The sequence below is a fragment of the Streptomyces polygonati genome, from assembly GCF_042650325.1.
In the GTDB taxonomy this organism is placed as follows: domain Bacteria; phylum Actinomycetota; class Actinomycetes; order Streptomycetales; family Streptomycetaceae; genus Actinacidiphila; species Actinacidiphila polygonati.
Window position 1 is genome coordinate 797,039 of record NZ_JBHSBB010000014.1, and the last position, 15,006, is coordinate 812,044.

General features: G+C 70.9%; 18 protein-coding genes and 1 pseudogene. 7 read left to right on the forward strand and 12 right to left on the reverse strand.

The features are described 5' to 3' along the window. Window positions 1-96: 96 nt before the first annotated feature. Complete coding sequence (locus tag ACFO3J_RS24010; protein WP_386432757.1) at window positions 97-1,137, reverse strand: ATP-binding protein; 1,041 nt, start codon at window positions 1,135-1,137, stop codon at window positions 97-99. Between the two features lie 106 nt (window positions 1,138-1,243). Here ACFO3J_RS24010 and ACFO3J_RS24015 point away from each other — a divergent pair, with 106 nt between their 5' ends. Next, window positions 1,244-2,101 (forward strand): oxidoreductase, encoded by an 858-nt coding sequence (locus tag ACFO3J_RS24015; RefSeq protein WP_386432760.1) that lies wholly within the window; start codon window positions 1,244-1,246, stop codon window positions 2,099-2,101. A 193-nt stretch (window positions 2,102-2,294) separates the two neighbouring features. Here ACFO3J_RS24015 and ACFO3J_RS24020 read toward each other — a convergent pair whose 3' ends face one another. Continuing rightward, window positions 2,295-3,140 carry an HAD family hydrolase gene (locus ACFO3J_RS24020; RefSeq protein ID WP_386432762.1) on the reverse strand — a complete coding sequence of 282 codons (846 nt, stop codon included), beginning with the start codon at window positions 3,138-3,140 and terminating at the stop codon, window positions 2,295-2,297. 439 nt (window positions 3,141-3,579) lie between these two features. Here ACFO3J_RS24020 and ssd point away from each other — a divergent pair, with 439 nt between their 5' ends. From ssd to ACFO3J_RS24035, 3 genes and pseudogenes are all read left to right on the forward strand, one after another. Then, window positions 3,580-4,689: a septum site-determining protein Ssd gene (ssd, locus tag ACFO3J_RS24025; protein ID WP_386432764.1), complete on the forward strand. Its 1,110-nt coding sequence runs from the start codon at window positions 3,580-3,582 to the stop codon at window positions 4,687-4,689. Further along, a pseudogene (locus ACFO3J_RS24030) lies at window positions 4,686-5,273 on the forward strand (ATPase, T2SS/T4P/T4SS family); the annotation flags it as partial. The gene ssd and the pseudogene ACFO3J_RS24030, both read left to right, overlap by 4 nt. 325 nt (window positions 5,274-5,598) lie before the next feature. Next, window positions 5,599-5,778 (forward strand): hypothetical protein, encoded by a 180-nt coding sequence (locus ACFO3J_RS24035; protein WP_386432767.1) that lies wholly within the window; start codon window positions 5,599-5,601, stop codon window positions 5,776-5,778. A gap of 294 nt (window positions 5,779-6,072) precedes the next feature. On the opposite strand, the gene ACFO3J_RS24040 is transcribed toward ACFO3J_RS24035, so the two are convergent. Together ACFO3J_RS24040 and ACFO3J_RS24045 are read right to left on the reverse strand one after the other, a co-directional pair. After that, the gene (locus ACFO3J_RS24040) at window positions 6,073-6,276 is read right to left on the reverse strand and encodes a hypothetical protein (protein ID WP_386432770.1); all 204 of its coding nucleotides are present in this window, start codon (window positions 6,274-6,276) and stop codon (window positions 6,073-6,075) included. A gap of 107 nt (window positions 6,277-6,383) precedes the next feature. Further along, window positions 6,384-6,698 carry a hypothetical protein gene (locus tag ACFO3J_RS24045; protein WP_386432773.1) on the reverse strand — a complete coding sequence of 105 codons (315 nt, stop codon included), beginning with the start codon at window positions 6,696-6,698 and terminating at the stop codon, window positions 6,384-6,386. 268 nt (window positions 6,699-6,966) lie between these two features. On the opposite strand from ACFO3J_RS24045, the gene ACFO3J_RS24050 reads away from it, so the two are divergent. Genes ACFO3J_RS24050 through ACFO3J_RS24060 form a run of 3 tightly spaced genes read left to right on the forward strand, consistent with a single transcriptional unit; the run spans window position 6,967 to window position 8,576 of the window. Continuing rightward, complete coding sequence (locus ACFO3J_RS24050; protein ID WP_386432776.1) at window positions 6,967-7,215, forward strand: hypothetical protein; 249 nt, start codon at window positions 6,967-6,969, stop codon at window positions 7,213-7,215. After that, window positions 7,181-7,705: a DUF6879 family protein gene (locus ACFO3J_RS24055; RefSeq protein ID WP_386432779.1), complete on the forward strand. Its 525-nt coding sequence runs from the start codon at window positions 7,181-7,183 to the stop codon at window positions 7,703-7,705. The genes ACFO3J_RS24050 and ACFO3J_RS24055 overlap by 35 nt, the downstream gene beginning before the upstream one ends. Window positions 7,706-7,724: 19 nt before the next feature. After that, window positions 7,725-8,576, forward strand: a complete 852-nt coding sequence (locus tag ACFO3J_RS24060; RefSeq protein WP_386432782.1) for a helix-turn-helix domain-containing protein — start codon at window positions 7,725-7,727, stop codon at window positions 8,574-8,576. A gap of 180 nt (window positions 8,577-8,756) precedes the next feature. On the opposite strand, the gene ACFO3J_RS24065 is transcribed toward ACFO3J_RS24060, so the two are convergent. The 8 genes from ACFO3J_RS24065 to ACFO3J_RS24100 all read right to left on the reverse strand — a co-directional run bounded on the left by ACFO3J_RS24065 (window position 8,757) and on the right by ACFO3J_RS24100 (window position 14,994). Further along, the gene (locus ACFO3J_RS24065) at window positions 8,757-9,017 is read right to left on the reverse strand and encodes a hypothetical protein (RefSeq protein ID WP_386432785.1); all 261 of its coding nucleotides are present in this window, start codon (window positions 9,015-9,017) and stop codon (window positions 8,757-8,759) included. Between the two features lies 1 nt (window position 9,018). After that, window positions 9,019-9,285, reverse strand: a complete 267-nt coding sequence (locus ACFO3J_RS24070; protein ID WP_386432788.1) for a hypothetical protein — start codon at window positions 9,283-9,285, stop codon at window positions 9,019-9,021. A 51-nt stretch (window positions 9,286-9,336) separates the two neighbouring features. Continuing rightward, window positions 9,337-10,236 carry a glycoside hydrolase domain-containing protein gene (locus ACFO3J_RS24075; protein WP_386432791.1) on the reverse strand — a complete coding sequence of 300 codons (900 nt, stop codon included), beginning with the start codon at window positions 10,234-10,236 and terminating at the stop codon, window positions 9,337-9,339. A gap of 73 nt (window positions 10,237-10,309) precedes the next feature. Then, entirely contained in the window at window positions 10,310-11,512 is a 1,203-nt protein-coding gene (locus ACFO3J_RS24080; protein ID WP_386432794.1) for a sialidase family protein, read from the reverse strand. A 43-nt stretch (window positions 11,513-11,555) separates the two neighbouring features. Further along, window positions 11,556-11,996: a hypothetical protein gene (locus ACFO3J_RS24085; RefSeq protein ID WP_386432797.1), complete on the reverse strand. Its 441-nt coding sequence runs from the start codon at window positions 11,994-11,996 to the stop codon at window positions 11,556-11,558. Further along, on the reverse strand, window positions 11,996-13,078 hold the full coding sequence (locus tag ACFO3J_RS24090) for a hypothetical protein (protein WP_386432800.1): 1,083 nt from the start codon (window positions 13,076-13,078) through the stop codon (window positions 11,996-11,998). The genes ACFO3J_RS24085 and ACFO3J_RS24090 overlap by 1 nt, the downstream gene beginning before the upstream one ends. Next, entirely contained in the window at window positions 13,078-14,121 is a 1,044-nt protein-coding gene (locus tag ACFO3J_RS24095) for a hypothetical protein (protein WP_386432803.1), read from the reverse strand. Before ACFO3J_RS24095 ends, ACFO3J_RS24090 begins: the two co-directional genes overlap by 1 nt. Window positions 14,122-14,130: 9 nt before the next feature. Next, window positions 14,131-14,994 carry a hypothetical protein gene (locus ACFO3J_RS24100; RefSeq protein WP_386432806.1) on the reverse strand — a complete coding sequence of 288 codons (864 nt, stop codon included), beginning with the start codon at window positions 14,992-14,994 and terminating at the stop codon, window positions 14,131-14,133. Window positions 14,995-15,006 lie beyond the last annotated feature (12 nt).

Genomic DNA, 15,006 nt, shown 5'->3' on the forward strand with positions numbered 1-15,006 from the left:
CGATGGCTGGGCTGAGGCGCGGTCAGACGCGCCTGGTCGAAGGTCCTCCGGTGGGGCGTTGGCCGCTGGGGTGGCCGCGGCCCGGGAGCGGGACGGTCAGGCGTTGGTCGGGACCGACGGCAGCGACTCGCTCAGTACGAAGCCGGGGTCGATCTGGTCCGCCAGATCCGCGCCCGTCCTCGCGTTGCCCCAGCTCTCGGCGTTCCGCTCGTGGAAATGCACCATCTGGCGGGTGTAGCGGGCCCAGTCCCTGGCCGCGTACGAGGCGTCCGCGCGCTCGTGCATGGTGCGCAGCGCCCGCTGGTTGGTCTCTTCCAGCAGGGTGAAGCTCGGCGGCCGGCCCTTCTCCATGGCTCGTACCCAGTCCGAGTGGCCGACGGTGACCAGCAGGTCCTCGCCCACCTCCTCCCGCAGGAAGGCCACGTCGTCCTCGCCCTGCACCTTGTTCCCGATCACCGCGAGACTGACGCCGAAGTCGCGGGCGTACTCCTTGTACTGGCGGTAGACGGCGACGCCTTTGCGCGTGGGCTCGGCCACCAGGAAGGTCAGGTCGAAACGGGTGAACATCCCGGACGCGAAGGAGTCGCTCCCCGCCGTCATGTCGACGACCAGATACTCGCCGCGGCCGTCCACCAGGTGGTTCAGGCACAACTCCACGGCGCCGACCTTGGAGTGATAGCAGGCGACGCCCAGGTCGGACTCGCTGAAGGGGCCGGTCACCATCAGCCGTACGCCGGCGACACCATCGGTATCGGTTTCCGGACCGCCGTCGGATCCGGCGTTCCGCTCCTCGTCCAGCGTGACCCGGCGGGCACAGGCGGCGTAGACCGGGTTGTCCTCCAGCAACCGCAGCAGCCGGGAGCCTTGGCCGGGCGGGGTGGTCTTGATCATGGCCTCCGCGGAGGCGATCCGCGGGTTGGCCCCGCGCAGGTATTCCTTGATCTCGGGCAGATGGGCGCCCAGCGCGGGCAGCGCGGCTGCCACGTCCTCGCTGAGGCCGAGCGCAGGACCGAGGTGCTGATTGATGTCCGCGTCGATCGCGACGACCGGGACCCGGGCGGCGGCGAGATGACGGATGAACAGGGATGACAGCGTGGTCTTGCCGCTGCCGCCCTTTCCGACGAAAGCGATCTTCATGTTCGGTCAGCGTAGTGGTGGGGCCCCGCCAGAGCGTGGTTCGGAGTGGGGAAGGCCACTCGATCGAGGTCGTGTCGCCCCTCAGGGGGTGCGTAGGGTCGGAAGCATGGCTACGAAAGCAGCTTCATCCGCCGTCCCCGAGCCGGTTGATCCGCTGGCCGTGCTGGGCGCCCTGCCGGGTGTGCCCGAGTCGGTGGAGGCGGTCCGGCAGGCGGTGGACAAGGTCTACGGGCATCGGGTGATGCGCCGCCGGTCCGACGAGGTTACGTCCGAGGCGGCATTGCGCGGTGCGCGGGCGTCGGCGGCTCTGGCCGGCGCCGACTGGTCGCTGGAAGAGGTGCGTCGGCGCAGCGACTTCTCGGCCGATGACGAGGCCCGGACCGTCGGCGCGGCGCTGCGGCTCACCGCGGAGGCGGGACAACTCCTCGGTGTCTGGCGGCAGTCGCCGCTCCAGGCACTGGCGCGGCTGCACCTGGTTGCGGCGGGCGGGGCAGCCGCGGCGCCGACGGTGGGCCGGCCGCGGCTGGCCGGGGAACCGGTGGACGAGCCGCTGGTCGGGATCGCGGAGATCCCACTGCCCGAGCCGCCCGAGGTGGCCGCCCGGCTGGACGGACTGGCCGAACTGCTGCGCGCGGGCAGCGCGGCCCCCGCGCTGGTGACCGGCGCGGTGGTGCACGGCGAACTTCTGTGTCTGCGCCCCTTCGGATCCTTCAACGGTCCGGTCGCCCGAGCGGCCGAGCGGATCGTGCTGGTCGGCAGCGGACTCGACCCCAAGTCCATCTGCCCGGCGGAGGTCGGCTACGCGGAGTTGGGGCGGGCCGACTATCTCAAGGCCCTCGAGGGATACGCCTCCGGCGTTCCCGAGGGGATGGCCGAGTGGATCGCGCACTGCGGCCGGGCCTTGGAACTGGGGGCCCGGGAGAGCGTCGCCGTCTGCGAGGCTCTTCAGCGGGGCGCGGCCTGAGCGACGGCTGCCGCGCTTACCGGCTGGGCTGGTGACCGGCCCCTCCCGGGCGCAGCCCGCGGCGGCACCGGCGGTGCCGCCGCTCGCCTACCGGTCCGTGCGTGGGCGTATGGGGCCGGCCCGGGAAGGGTCTTGGCTGTCATCCGCGTGGCGGGCCCGGTTTTCAGCTGCGCTGTTCACTTTTCAAGGCGCGTCAGGACGCGGTCATCGGTCGGCGGCGGCGTGCGGCCAGCCACACAAGGCCCGCGGTGGCTGCCGCTGCCCCGACGGCGGCGACGGCCAGCGCCGGTCCCGTCGGCATCGACAGCGACGGGATCCGCTGATTCAGCCGCACCGGTCGGCTGAACGTGAGCACCGGCCAGTCGCGGGCGACAGCCTCTTTGCGCAAAGCCCGGTCCGGATTGACGGCGTACGGGTGACCCACTGCCTCCAGCATGGGGATGTCGGTCACCGAGTCGCTGTAGGCGAAGGACCTCTCCAAGTCGTAGCCTTCCGACTCCGCCAACCGGGCGATGGCTTCGGCTTTCGCCGGACCGTAGACGTAGTGTTCGATCTCGCCGTTGTACGCGCCGTTCTGCACGACCATACGCGTGGCGACCACATGGTCCGCGCCGAGCATCTCGCCGATCGGCTCGACGACCTCTGATCCGGACGCGCTGACGATCACCACATCGCGGCCGGCCGCGTGGTGTTCCTCGATCAGCGAGGCCGCCTCGTCGTAGATGATCGGGTCGATCAGGTCATGAAGCGTCTCCGCGACGATCTCCCGGACCTGCTGAACATTCCAGCCCCGGCACAGTTCGGACAGGTATTTGCGCATGCCCTCCATCTGGTCGTGATCCGCACCACCGACCAAGTACACGAACTGGGCGTAGGCGGTACGCAATACCGCTCGTCTGTTGATGAGACCGCCGTGGTAGAAGGAGCGCCCGAAGGCGAGCGTGCTGGACTTGGCGATCACGGTCTTGTCGAGATCGAAGAACGCCGCGGTGCGCGGTGGCAGGTGGTTTTCCACGGGACGAGCATAGGCAACCACCATTCGGCGTAAGCTCAGGCGCGTGGGTTTGCTTGGAGACGTCTCCGGGTACACCATGGAAGTCACGGATCGTTCGCGACCGTGCTAACCCGGTCTGGCTCCTCCCCCCCCGAGTCAGATCGTGGGGACGACCCCCGCTCTCCCCCCCGGCGGGGGTCGTCGCATGTCCGGATACGTGTTGCCGCTCTCGGCCGTGTCCCACGATGCCGCCGTTCATCTCGGTCTCCTTCGCATGTGTGTACGTTTCACCGTGTATGACGAGTGACTGTCCGTAATCGTTTCTCGGTTCGGCGGAACTCACCCGTCCGGGTGGCGGAGTTATCCACAAAGGCCGAGTTGTCCACAGATTCCGACCGAGACCGTCTCAATTCCTCGCTCTGTCCCAAGCTGATCACAGGCGAAGCACGCCGTGCTCGCATCTCAAGCGATGGGGGACAGGGAAATGACAGGAACCACCAAGAACGACCGGTTGTCGACGCCGATGGAACGATCGGGCGGACCGCTGATTGTCACCGAGGACGAAAGCCTCCTCGACGATCTGCTGCGGTTGTGCGCGGCGGCCGGTACGGAACCGGAAGTCGTCTTCGCAAGCCCGCCACGCGCCACGAGTTGGGACGATGCACCCCTTGTCCTGGTCGGAGCGGAAGCGTCCGGAAGAGTGCGCGGCGCCCCCCGGCGCAAAGGCGTGCTGCTGATCGGGCGGAATCTGGACGACCCGGAAGCCTGGCGGCGCGGTGTCGGGATCGGAGCCGACCATGTGCTCTTTCTGCCCGACGCCGAGAGCTGGCTGGTCGACCGGATCGCGGACATCGCCGAGGGAGTCGGCGAACCGGCGCTGACCATTGGCGTGGTGGGCGGCCGCGGCGGTGCCGGCGCCAGCACCCTGGCCTGCGCGCTCGCGGTCACCTCGGCGCGGACCGGCCGGCGCACCATGCTCATCGACGCGGATCCGCTCGGCGGCGGCCTCGACATCATGCTCGGTGCCGAGCGTGTCAGAGGACTGCGCTGGCCCGACCTCGCCGACTCTCGCGGGCGGGTGAACAGCGGTGCGCTGGAGGAGTCCCTGCCCAGACTCGACTCACTCAGCGTGCTCAGCTGGGACCGGGGCGACTCGGTGCTGATCCCGCCGCAGGCCATGCGCTCGGTGCTCGGCGCGGCCCGGCGTAGGGGCGGGGTGGTCGTGGTCGATCTGCCCCGGCGGGTGGACGAGGCAATCACCGAGACACTCGCCCAGATCGATGTCGGGCTGCTGGTCGTCCCGGCCGAGCTGCGGGCGGTTGCCGCCGCCACCCGGGTGGCGTCCGCGATCGGCATGGTCCTGAAGGATCTGCGCGTCGTCGCGCGCGGCCCCTTCGACTCCGGGCTCCGCGACCGTGAGATCGCCCGTCTGGTCGGAGTGCCGCTCGCGGGTGAGCTGCCGCCCGAACCGGCCCTCGCGGACGCGGTGTCCGGCACCGGACCACCGGGCGCCTCCGGACGCGGACCCCTCGCACGCTTCTGCGGAGCCTTCCTCGCGCAGGCCACGCCCAGTATCGGGAGCGTGCCCGCATGACCGCCGAACTCCTCGATGCCGTAAGGCTGCACCTCGCCGAGCGGGGTGGCGAACCCACCCCGGCCCGGGTCGCCGCGGCGCTGCGGGCCCGGGGCCGGCTGCTCGGCGACGCGGAAGTGCTCGACGTAGTGGCGGCGCTGCGCTCCGAGCTCGTCGGCGCGGGCCCGCTGGAATCCCTGCTGGCCGACCCCGACGTCACCGACATCCTGGTCAACGCGCCTGACCAGGTGTGGATCGACCGGGGCCGCGGCCTGGAACGCAGCGGCATCACCTTCGCCGACGCCGCCTCGGTGCGCCGCCTCGCCCAGCGACTGGCCACCACAGCCGGCCGGCGCCTGGACGACGCCCGGCCCTGGGTCGACGCCCGGCTGCCGGACGGCACCCGGTTGCACGCCGTCCTCCCACCGGTCGTCGTCGGCTCCCCGTGCCTCTCGCTTCGAGTCGTGCGGGCCCGGGCCTTCGCCCTGGCCGAGTTGGTCGCCGCCGGGACCCTGGACCGCGAAACCGCCGCGCTGCTGCGGGCGGTGCTGGACGCTCGGCTGTCGTTCCTGATCAGCGGGGGAACGGGCTGTGGCAACCCCACATCTAGTTTGGGACACACCTGGATTTCCTATGCATACGCCACGGGCGAGGCGTGGTGTTTCCGCAGGTCAGGAGGGCACTAAGGCCGGATTCGTGCGCCTTGTATGGGCCGTGAATGGTTATGCAGAAAGCCTTGAGCGGGACCTCTTGTGTGATCGCATCGGGGCAGCCCGCGCCGTTCGCCGGTGCCCGCCAGGCAGCGACACCCTCGCAGAGGTCCGGCGGCGGTATAACCACATCTGTCAAGGCGAAGGGCCACCCGCGTCGTTATCGAGGCGCAGCGGGTGACCCTTAGCTCGCCATCCCTCAAGACGGGAGCACTCCAGTATGGCCAGACTGCCGGCCGCCCAGCCAGGCCCCACCCGCAACCAGGTGATCATGTACTGCTCGACCCTCGGAGCCGCCGTACTCCTCGTTCTCCTCGGCCACCAGGGCGACGCCGAGGTGTACGCCGTCACGGGGCCCTTCATCGCCTGGGGATACGACCTCACCAACCGGAGAGGTTAAGCAAGCAGGTCTCCAGCGCGGACCACACCTGCCACCTGAACGGCGGAGGCACGCACGGTCCCGGGCGCCTCCACAGGTGGCGGGTCCGTGCGGGCCGTCTGGCGCCGGGGCCCTGCGAGGGGGGCACCGAGTTCCAGGACCCCGGCGGTCGAACGGCGGCCGACCGTCTTCCTGTCCGGCCGGCCGCCGCGTCCGCCATACCGCCCGCGGGGGAGCACGCGGTACGGGGACTGGGTGGGCCGCCGGCGGTTCCATAGCGCACCCCCTGTCAAGGTGTCTCCGCCGGCGGCCCGGCTAGTGGCGGCGGATCTGGTCCACGGTGTCGCGGTGGCAGGTGCAGCCGCACACGGTCTCGGGCAGCACGGGTGCGCCGCCGGGTGGTGTGCCGGGCAGGTACCGGGCCCTGGTACCGGAGCACTTGGCGTGCTGCTTGGGGGTGTCGAGCGGGCCGGTGCCGACGCAGTACGGGCCGACGGACGCCCCGTGGCGATAGGACATCGGGTCATCCCGGGGGCTCAGCGCCGGCCGGGCTGGCCGACTGCGGGCTTGGGCTCGGTGGTGCAGCCGCCCTTGCGGCAGTTCTCATTCGGGCAGGACATTGGTGGTCACCTCCTCTCAGCGGGTGTCTGGCCGCGGCGGCCGAAGGCACGGTTCACCTCGGCGCGCAGCTGGCGGGTCAGGAGGAAGCCGGCATCGCACCGCAGGTACAGGTGACTGACGAGGATGTGGAGGCGCCGGTAGTCCTCCATGCTGATCCGGGCGGCGATGACGGTGCGGATGTCGTCGACCGTGGCGTCCAGCGGCTGCTCGGTGAACTCGCCGGCCAGCGACTCCAGCTTCGGTACGCGGTCGAACCTCGGCAGCTCGGCGTCGAGGAAGTCCCGCACCGTGTACGGCCGAACGCCTGTAGCATCCGTCATTGTCGTCGCCCCTTCACAGGCGTCGTCCGCGCTCCCGGGCCTGCCAGCCGCGGGGGCATTTCGCTGCCCCGCCGCGGGCCAGGACGGCACCGGGACGAGACGCTGACGATGACGGTAGGAAAGCGGGGCTTGCAGGCGCCACGAACTTGCACCGACTAGCACCCGGGTTCCTGGCCTCGGGTACGGCTGCTTCGCCCTCTTGACGGGGCCTCACCGGAGCCGGACCGTGATGCAAGTCCGTGAAAGTACCTCGGCAAGGGAGCGCATCGTGACGCTACGGTTCATCGGCATCGACCCGAACACCGACGGTAAGAACTGCCCGCGGGTCTGGGTGGACGACGAGAAGCAGGAGTTCGTCATCCAGGGCTGGAAGGCGGACGAGGCACTGAACGAGCAGGTCCGGACAAGCGGACCCCTGCCCGACCATGAGGCCGTCGTCCGCATTCCCGCCCGGATGATCAAGATCGTGAGGGAGGCGTGCGATGTCGCCGAAGAGCATTTCGGCCTCGTTCGATGAACTGCTGGCCGACGCCAAGCAGTCGGCCGTGCACCTGGAGATGCGGGACACGTACTACAGCAACCCGCGCTTCGAGGAGTGGCGGCAGGGCGCCCGGGTCGACTGGAGCGATCACGCGAGCTGGTGGCGTCCGTTCCATGACCAGATCGCGGAAGCGGTCGGGCGGGGAGTCGTCGTGCGCCGGGCACGGGTCGTCTCGGAGCCGGTGACGGAGTACATCCGCTGGGAGCACTACGTCACCCACGCCAACATCGCGGCGGGCGAGCAGGTGCGGTGGCTGCCCCGGCAGCACACCGCCGATCTCCTGATGCCCGGCTGCGACTTCTGGATCTTCGACGGCGCGGTGATCCGCGTGCACAACTTCGCGGGCAACGGCGACTTCCTGGGTGAGGACTTCTTCGACGACGCCGCCCTCGTCGGGCTCAACGCCGCCGCCTTCGAGCGGGTCTGGGACCGCGCCACCCCTCACGCCCAGTACGAGATCCGGTAAGAGGGCCCGCAAGCACCACATGCCTCCCACATCCCCATCATCGAGCGTCCAGGCCGCGAGAGAGGCGCTGGCCGCGCGGCTCCGTGAGATCCGTCTCGACGCCGCCATGACCAAGCGGGAGATCGCCGCGAGGTGCGGGTGGAGCGAGGCGAAGTCGGGGCGCATCGAGAACGCACGCACGGCACCCTCAGACGCCGATGTCCTGGCGTGGTGCCGTGCGTGCGGGGCGGAGAGCATGGCGCCGGACCTGATCGCCGCCAACCGGCAGGCCGACTCCATGTACGTGCAGTGGCGGCGCCTCCAGCGGACCGGCCTGAAGCGGTTGCAGCAGGCCAGCGTGCCGCTCTACGAGCGCACCCAGCACTTCCGGGTGTACTGCTCCAATGTCGTGCCCGGCCTTCTCCAGACGCCCGGCTACGCCAGCGCCCTGCTCGGGGGCATCGCCGCCTTCCGGGGGCTGCCCGACGACGTTGCCGAGGCGGTCACGGCCCGCGTGAACCGGTCGCAGATCATCCGCGAGAGCGGGCGGCGCTTCGCCATAGTGATCGAGGAAAGCGTGCTGCGCTACCAGCTCGGCGACGCCAGCGTGATGGCCGGACAGCTCGGCTCACTGCTCTCCGCGATGGACTTGCCCGCGGTCTCGCTGGGCGTCATCCCCTTCGCTGTCCAGCGCGAGACGTGGCCGGTCGAGTCGTTCAGCGTGTTCGACGACGCGCGCGTGGACCACGAGCCGCTGTCCGCGTCGGTGACGATCACAGCGCCGGACGAGGTCGCCCAGTACGTCAAGGCGTTCGGTGCGTTCCACCGGCAGGCCGTGTACGGCGCCCAGGCCCGCGCCCTGATCGTGAAGGCGATCGACGCGCTGGGCTGAGGCCCCCGTCCCGCTGAAGACGGGGGCAACCAACCGCACAGCCATATGGGATTGGGTCTCCACCGTACCGCCGGGGTCGGACAGCGGGCGCGAGGTTCTCGTCTCTGTGACGCGAAAACTCGAGCCTGGACGCACGAAAGCCCCCGCCCGGACCGTGAGGTCCAGACGGGGGCAGGGTGTTCAGTGCTGGAGCAGGGCCACGACCGCGGCGACGGCGCCGCCGACTCCGGCGATGGCACCGATGGTCGGCAGCGGCCACCGGTTGGCTTCCAGTCGGCGGAGGCGGGACTCGTGGTCGGCGAGATGATCCCGGCTGTCCCGCAAGTCCCGGACGATCTCGTCGAGCTTGCCTTCCATCCGGATCTGACCGTCGGCGACGCGCCTCACCTCCGCGTGGGTCTGGGCGGGCGAGATGTAGACGCCCGGGTCCGCCGGCGTCATGTCAGACGCCCTTGGCCAGGCTCGCGCTGTCCTTGGTGCCGAACGCCCGGGCGAGGATGCCCTTGATCAGGGACCCGGCCGCAGCGACCCCGCCCGCGGCGACGGCCTGCCAGAACGACACGGTGCCGACGTTGCCCGCGGTGGCGGTGACGAGGACACCGCCGGTGGCGACGACGAAGGTGGCGCCGACGCGCTCGGCGAGGTCGATGGCGTAGGTGCGGGCGGTCTTGACGACGGTGGTCCCGGAGGGGAGTCCGATGCTGCTCATGGTGGAACCTTTCTGCTGGTGAGGTTCGCTTTCGCGGTGCTGCGAAGGCGATCAACTGGTGAGGGCGGCGCCGAGTTCGGCGAGCGCGGCCTTGGCGCCGGTCTCGGCCGCCGCAGTGGCCTGCGCCGGGGTGAGGGTGGAGCCGCTCTTCACCGCGGCGAGCAGCTGCGTCACGACGGCCTGGAGCGCGCCGACCTGCGCGGCGTTCTTCTGCGCGGCGGCGTTGGCGGCGTTGGCCTGCCCGTAGGCGGCCCACAGGGCGCCGCGCACGGTGACGGTCGCCGAGCCGGGCTTGGTCGGGTCGTCCATCTCGGTGGACAGGAACAGCTCTACGTCTGCCTTGCTCAGGGGCATGTCGTCCTCCTGGACGGTGGGAGTGTGGGCGGGGGTCCACTGGCCGTAGTCGGTGGTCGTGGCGGTGTTGAGGTCGCAGGAGACGCCGTGGATCGTGACCGTGCCGCCCTGGCGGATGTGGGCGCGCGGATCCCACCGGCCGCCGGACCAGGCCGTGGTCTGCCAGGCCCAGGTAGCGATCTGGTAGTCGAGCATGTACTTCACGGTCCGATAGCCGCCGTAGACGCCGGTGCGAGCGAGGCCGATGACCGAGGCCACACCCCGGAAGTACGGGGCGACGATGGCTGAGTCGGCGTCGTAGTCGACGGCGAAGTAGATGGGCCTGCTGTCGGGCTTGCCCGCGGCCTGGGCCTGGAGCACGGCGCGTTCGGCGTCGGCGGCACCGGCCGCGTAGCCCTGCCCGGCGCGGTCGGCGGTGGACTCCCAGACCACGACGGACGCGACGCCGTGCGCGGCCAGGTCGTCGGCTTCGGCGCGGGTGAGGTTCTTCGAGGTGTCGCCCGACAGGTACCGGGCGGCGAACTTCTTCCCGGCCGCTGCCAGTGCGGCGCCGCCGGGGTGCGACCAGGCGTAGTCGACGCCGAGGATCGTGGTCATGTTGCCTCCGGGCGTGCGAAAGCCCCGGCCAGCAGGCACGGGGCGTCGGTGGTTGCGGTGATGCGGTTGCAGGTCAGGGGCAGCCGAGGGTGATGGTCGTCCAGGCGATGCGGGCGGGCTGACCAGGGCCGTCCCACGTCTCGTAGGCGATGCCGAGGTGCGTGCGGTCGACCTTGACGATGTCGCTGTACGCCGCCGGGCCGTCCGGGGCGGTGATCTCGGCGATGTCGTACCAGGTGATCCCGCCGTCGTCGGACCGGCGGATCGTCAGGTGCTGCCGGACCGCGGGGTCCTCGGGGCCGGAGTACAGCAGCGGGTGGCACGAGACTCCGGCGGGCAGCCCGGGGTCCTGGAGCACGCTGCCCTCCGCCTCGGGAGCGACCAGGCCGGGCATCGGCCGGGATGGGGCGCTGAAGGTCGAGCCGTCGGAGAGGGAGTAGGTGTAGCCGCGGCCGAGCGGCGGGTCCTGGAGCGACCCGTCGACGTTGCGCGAGGACAGGTAGATCCGGCCGTCCAGCAGTTCGGCGGCCGTGGTCTCGTCCGGGCGGACCGGGTCATCGGCCGCACTGTGGTCATCGAGGGCGCCGATGCGCCAGGTCCGGCCGCTGTCGTCCGAGATCATCGCTTCGATGCCCCGGTCGTTGCGGGTCTCGCCCGTGTGGTCCGCGGCAACCACGAAACGCCCGAGGGCTGCGCCGTACTGCACGGTGATCCCGTGGCCGGGTCCGGTCGCGAACCAGCGCCAGTCCGGCAGCTTCACCTGCGAGGTGATCTCGCGCCTCGGCGACCAGGTCGCGCCCGCGTCTGCGCTGGCCTGGATCCAGACGCGGCGCCCGTCCGCCGCGCTGACGGTCCCGGCCTGGATGTCGTCCTGCGTCACCGCGCCGGCCTGGCTGTCGGTGATGAGCGCCAATCCCCCAGCGGCCGTAACCAGGGGGACTTCGTTGCCGATCACACCGTTGCCGTAGTCGGCCACGGTCTGCTGGGGCGTCCAGGTACAGCCGCCGTCGGTCGAACGGCGCTCCACCACCGAGATGTCGCCGCTGTCGGACGGCGAGTTGCGGCGGGCCTCGGCGAACGCCACCAAGGTGCTGCCGGTGCGGACCACCGCGGGGATGCGGTAGGCCGTGTTCCCGAAGGTGTTGGGCGCCCACAGTGTCGTCTCGCACACCAGGTCTTTGGCCGGCCTGGCCGTCGGGTGCGGCGCGGCGGCCGTGACGGCGAGAGAGGTGAGCAGGAGGGCAGCGGCGAGCGCTGCGGTACGGCGAGCGGGCATGCGGAAGTAGCCCTTTCGGGGTGGGAGTAGGGGAGCGGTACGGCTACGCGGCGGGGAAAATGAGCGCGCTCAGCGAGATGCGCGTGATAGTGCCGCTGATGTTCTGGATGGTGACGGCACCGGTTGCGGCGATGACGTACAGGTCGGCGGACGAGGTGGCTGCGCCCCCGCCGACGCGCCACTCCAGGTCGTCCTGCGGGGCGAATCCAGCGGGCAGCGCGGCCAGTACGGTGCCCGCGGTGAGCGTGCCCGGGACGATGCTGCCCAGTAGCTGCACCGTGCCATCGGGTTGCTGGCGTACCTGTGGGGCGGCCCAGGTCGAGCCCGCCGGCATCCAGCCGCTGGCCAGGGCCAGGGGCTGCCACGGGTTGGGGACCGCCGACCGGCGTGCCGCGCGCAGCTCTTTGAGGTCCCGTGCGAGGCCGATGGTCCGGGCGGCGGCGGTGCGGGCGTCGGCGGGCATGCGGTCGATGGGGAGCGGCATCAGTCGTCCTCCACCATGATCGGGGTGACGGTGTTGCCCTCGGCATCGAGCTGCCATCCGTAGGCGCGGGCGACGACATCGGCGCCGTCGGGGTGTCCGTCGCTGGTCGTGATCTTCGTGCGGACGGAGTCGCCGAGGGCCCAGTCGGAGCCGAGGCGGGGAGCCGCGCTGGCAGCGGCCTCGACGGTCCACACGCTGGAGCCCAGGCGCATCTGCGCGATGGTCAGCGCCGCAGAGGCGTTGAGGGCGGCGGGGCTGGTGGTGTTGCTGGCCGGGGTGTAGCGGTAGACCCAGCGGGGCCAGCCGGCCGCGATCAGATCGTCAGCGGTGTAGCTGTCGCTGTGGAGCCTGCCGGAGCCCTCGCCTTCGCCCCAGGCGAGTACGTCGGTGGCGCCCTTGCCAGCCTCGTAGGACTCCAACTGGTTGTAGCTGGTGATGCAGCCCGGCAGGTCGAAGGTCGCCTCGGGGTCGGGGCGGACCACGCCGATCTGCTGCCGGATTCGGAGCACAAGCTGGACGGCGCTGCGGTCGGCGGTAGCCCACTGGACATCGATCGTCCACTCCGGCCAGCCGTCCATCTGCTGGAGTTCCTGGAGGGCGGAGAGCACGGTGCGGTCGTCGCCGTCCTGGAGGGAGTAGACGCCGCTGACGCCGAGGGCGGGTGCGTCGATGACGAAGGGCGGGGCGTCCACGAGCAGCGCGCTGGACACGCCGGTCATGATGGCGACCTGGTCGGCGCCGCCGGAGGCGTCGTAGCTTCCGGTGTACCGGCGGTCGAGGTACGCCTCTGGAGTCACGAGTCCGAGTTGCGCGGTGGGGTCCGAGCCGCGCTGGCGGGTCAGGACGATGCCCGGCCAGATGGGCTGGTGGGTGAGCCGGTCCGCAGCGACCACCATGGACCGGCCCGGCTGGGTGGCGGACACCCAGTCCGGTGGTGCCCCGGCCAGCGCCAGATCGGCGGTCGCCGTCGTGCTCGACCCGAGGGTCCGGCCGATCGTTCCCGGCGACAGCGACTGCAATTCCTCGACGACGACACCGGATTTGAGGTCGCAGGCGTAGTAGTCGAGTTCGACCGCGGCCATCAGGCGATCTCGTATTCGACCTGGACGCGCATCGTCTGGGCGGTGGCCCAGGCGACGCCGCCCATTCCCTGGCCGGACGCCAGGGACACCAGACGGCAGTCACCGCTGGCCGAGGGTGTCCAGACGTTCATGATGCTCTGCACGGACGTGACCAGCCCTTGCAGGTCCCACCGGCCGGACGCGTTGATGCCGTGTCCCGCACCCATCGACACTCCGGTCCCGTTGGCGCTGGAGGCGAACGGGATGGCCCAGGCGTACACCCCGCTGCCGAAGAGGGTGTTCGATGAGGTCGCGAGTTCGATCTTGGCCGTGCACAGCTTCCCGACGAGGGAGTACCGGCCGGTAAGGGTGGCGCCCCCGCCGAGCGTGGGGTTGGTGGTCGCCGCGGTCCAGGTTGGCGTGTAGGTGACCCAGTCGCCCTGGGCGACCCAGGCACTGCCGTTCCAGGTCTCGATCATGCCGCGCACGAGGTTGTAGCGGGCGTGCCCGATATACAGCCCGGCGGTGGGCAGTGCGGCGGACGCCACCGGGGCGATCCCGCCCGGGGCGACGGCGGCGGGCCTCGCGTCCGCCACGGACGGAGTCGTCGAGCCCGGAGGCACGGTGACGGTCGCCAGCGGGATGTAGAGCTGCGTCCCGGCCGGGGTCGGCGCTGTCCCTGAGCCCGCGGTGCCGGCCAGGTAGACCACGTCGGCCTGCGTCAGCCCGCTGCCGTCGGCGGCGTTGTCCCACACCCTCAGGTACACCAGGTCGATCCTGGTCAGCGAGGCGTGCGCGGTGGACACGGTGAACGTGCTCGTGCTCGCCGTGTACGCCCGGTACAGCCCCTGCCCCGACAGGCCGGGGACCGCGGCGACGCCGGACGCGACGCTCCCGGCCATGCCCGTCAGCGTCACCAGCAAGCCCGGGTCGCCCGGCCGCACGCCGCCGCCGACGCCCCCCGCTGTTCCGGTGGCCGCCAGAATCATCGCCTCGGCGTGCCTCATCTGCGCACCGGAGTACGACAGGGCGTTGATCCACAGCGGGTTCTCGGCGAATGCCATCGGTTCCTCCTATCTCCAGGCGGGGCGCCACGAGACCGTCAGGGTCGCGGCGGGGTCGTACAGGGCGGAGCCGAAGAGGATCTGCACGCTCGCTCCGGCGGGGATGACGGGCCAGTCCCCGGACACGTAGCGGCGCCGGGACGCGCCGCCGAGGACTGCGGTGTGCTCCGCGCAGTCCAGGACCAGCACGTCGCCGGCCACGAGGGTCTGCGAGTAGGCGATGGTCGCCACCGTGCCGTCGGGGTACTGGACGTTGACTCTCGGCTGCTGCACCGGACCGGCGATCGTGAAAACGGGCAGGGCTGCGATCGAGCCCTCGTTGGCCGCGGTGATGAACCCGGACACGGTGGTCGCCGAGATCGTCCAGGGCGGCGCGGCCGGCAGGACCAGGCCGCCGGTGGTGGACGGCAGCCCGGTGGTCGCCGTCCGCAGATCGACGCCGTAGCGGCGCGGGTCTGGGGCCGTCACCAGCACGCTCCAGGTGACGATCGTGTCCGTCTCGTATTTGATGACCGGCTTGCCCGACTGCCGGACCGAGACTTGCTTCGGCGTCGACTCGTACACCGTCAGCGTGGCGTAGTCGTCGAGCGGGACGGCGGCCAGCAGCTGCTCCACGGCCCCGTCGAGGAGTCCGGCGGTGGGGGCAGTGATGGTGCCGCCCAGCGTGATGACCCGCTCGCCGAGATATGTCGGCCCCATCCAGGCGCCGTGCGCCGACTGCCGCTGCGTCACCGTCGAGCGGACTTCGGCGCTGTCCCACCCCTGGAGCCCGTCCGCCCCGATCCGCCAGGCCACCCCCAATCCGTCGACCATTCCGAACTGGACGCCGCCGAGGTCCACTCGCCGGCCGCTCAGCACTGTGCCCGGATCCATCCGTCACCCCCT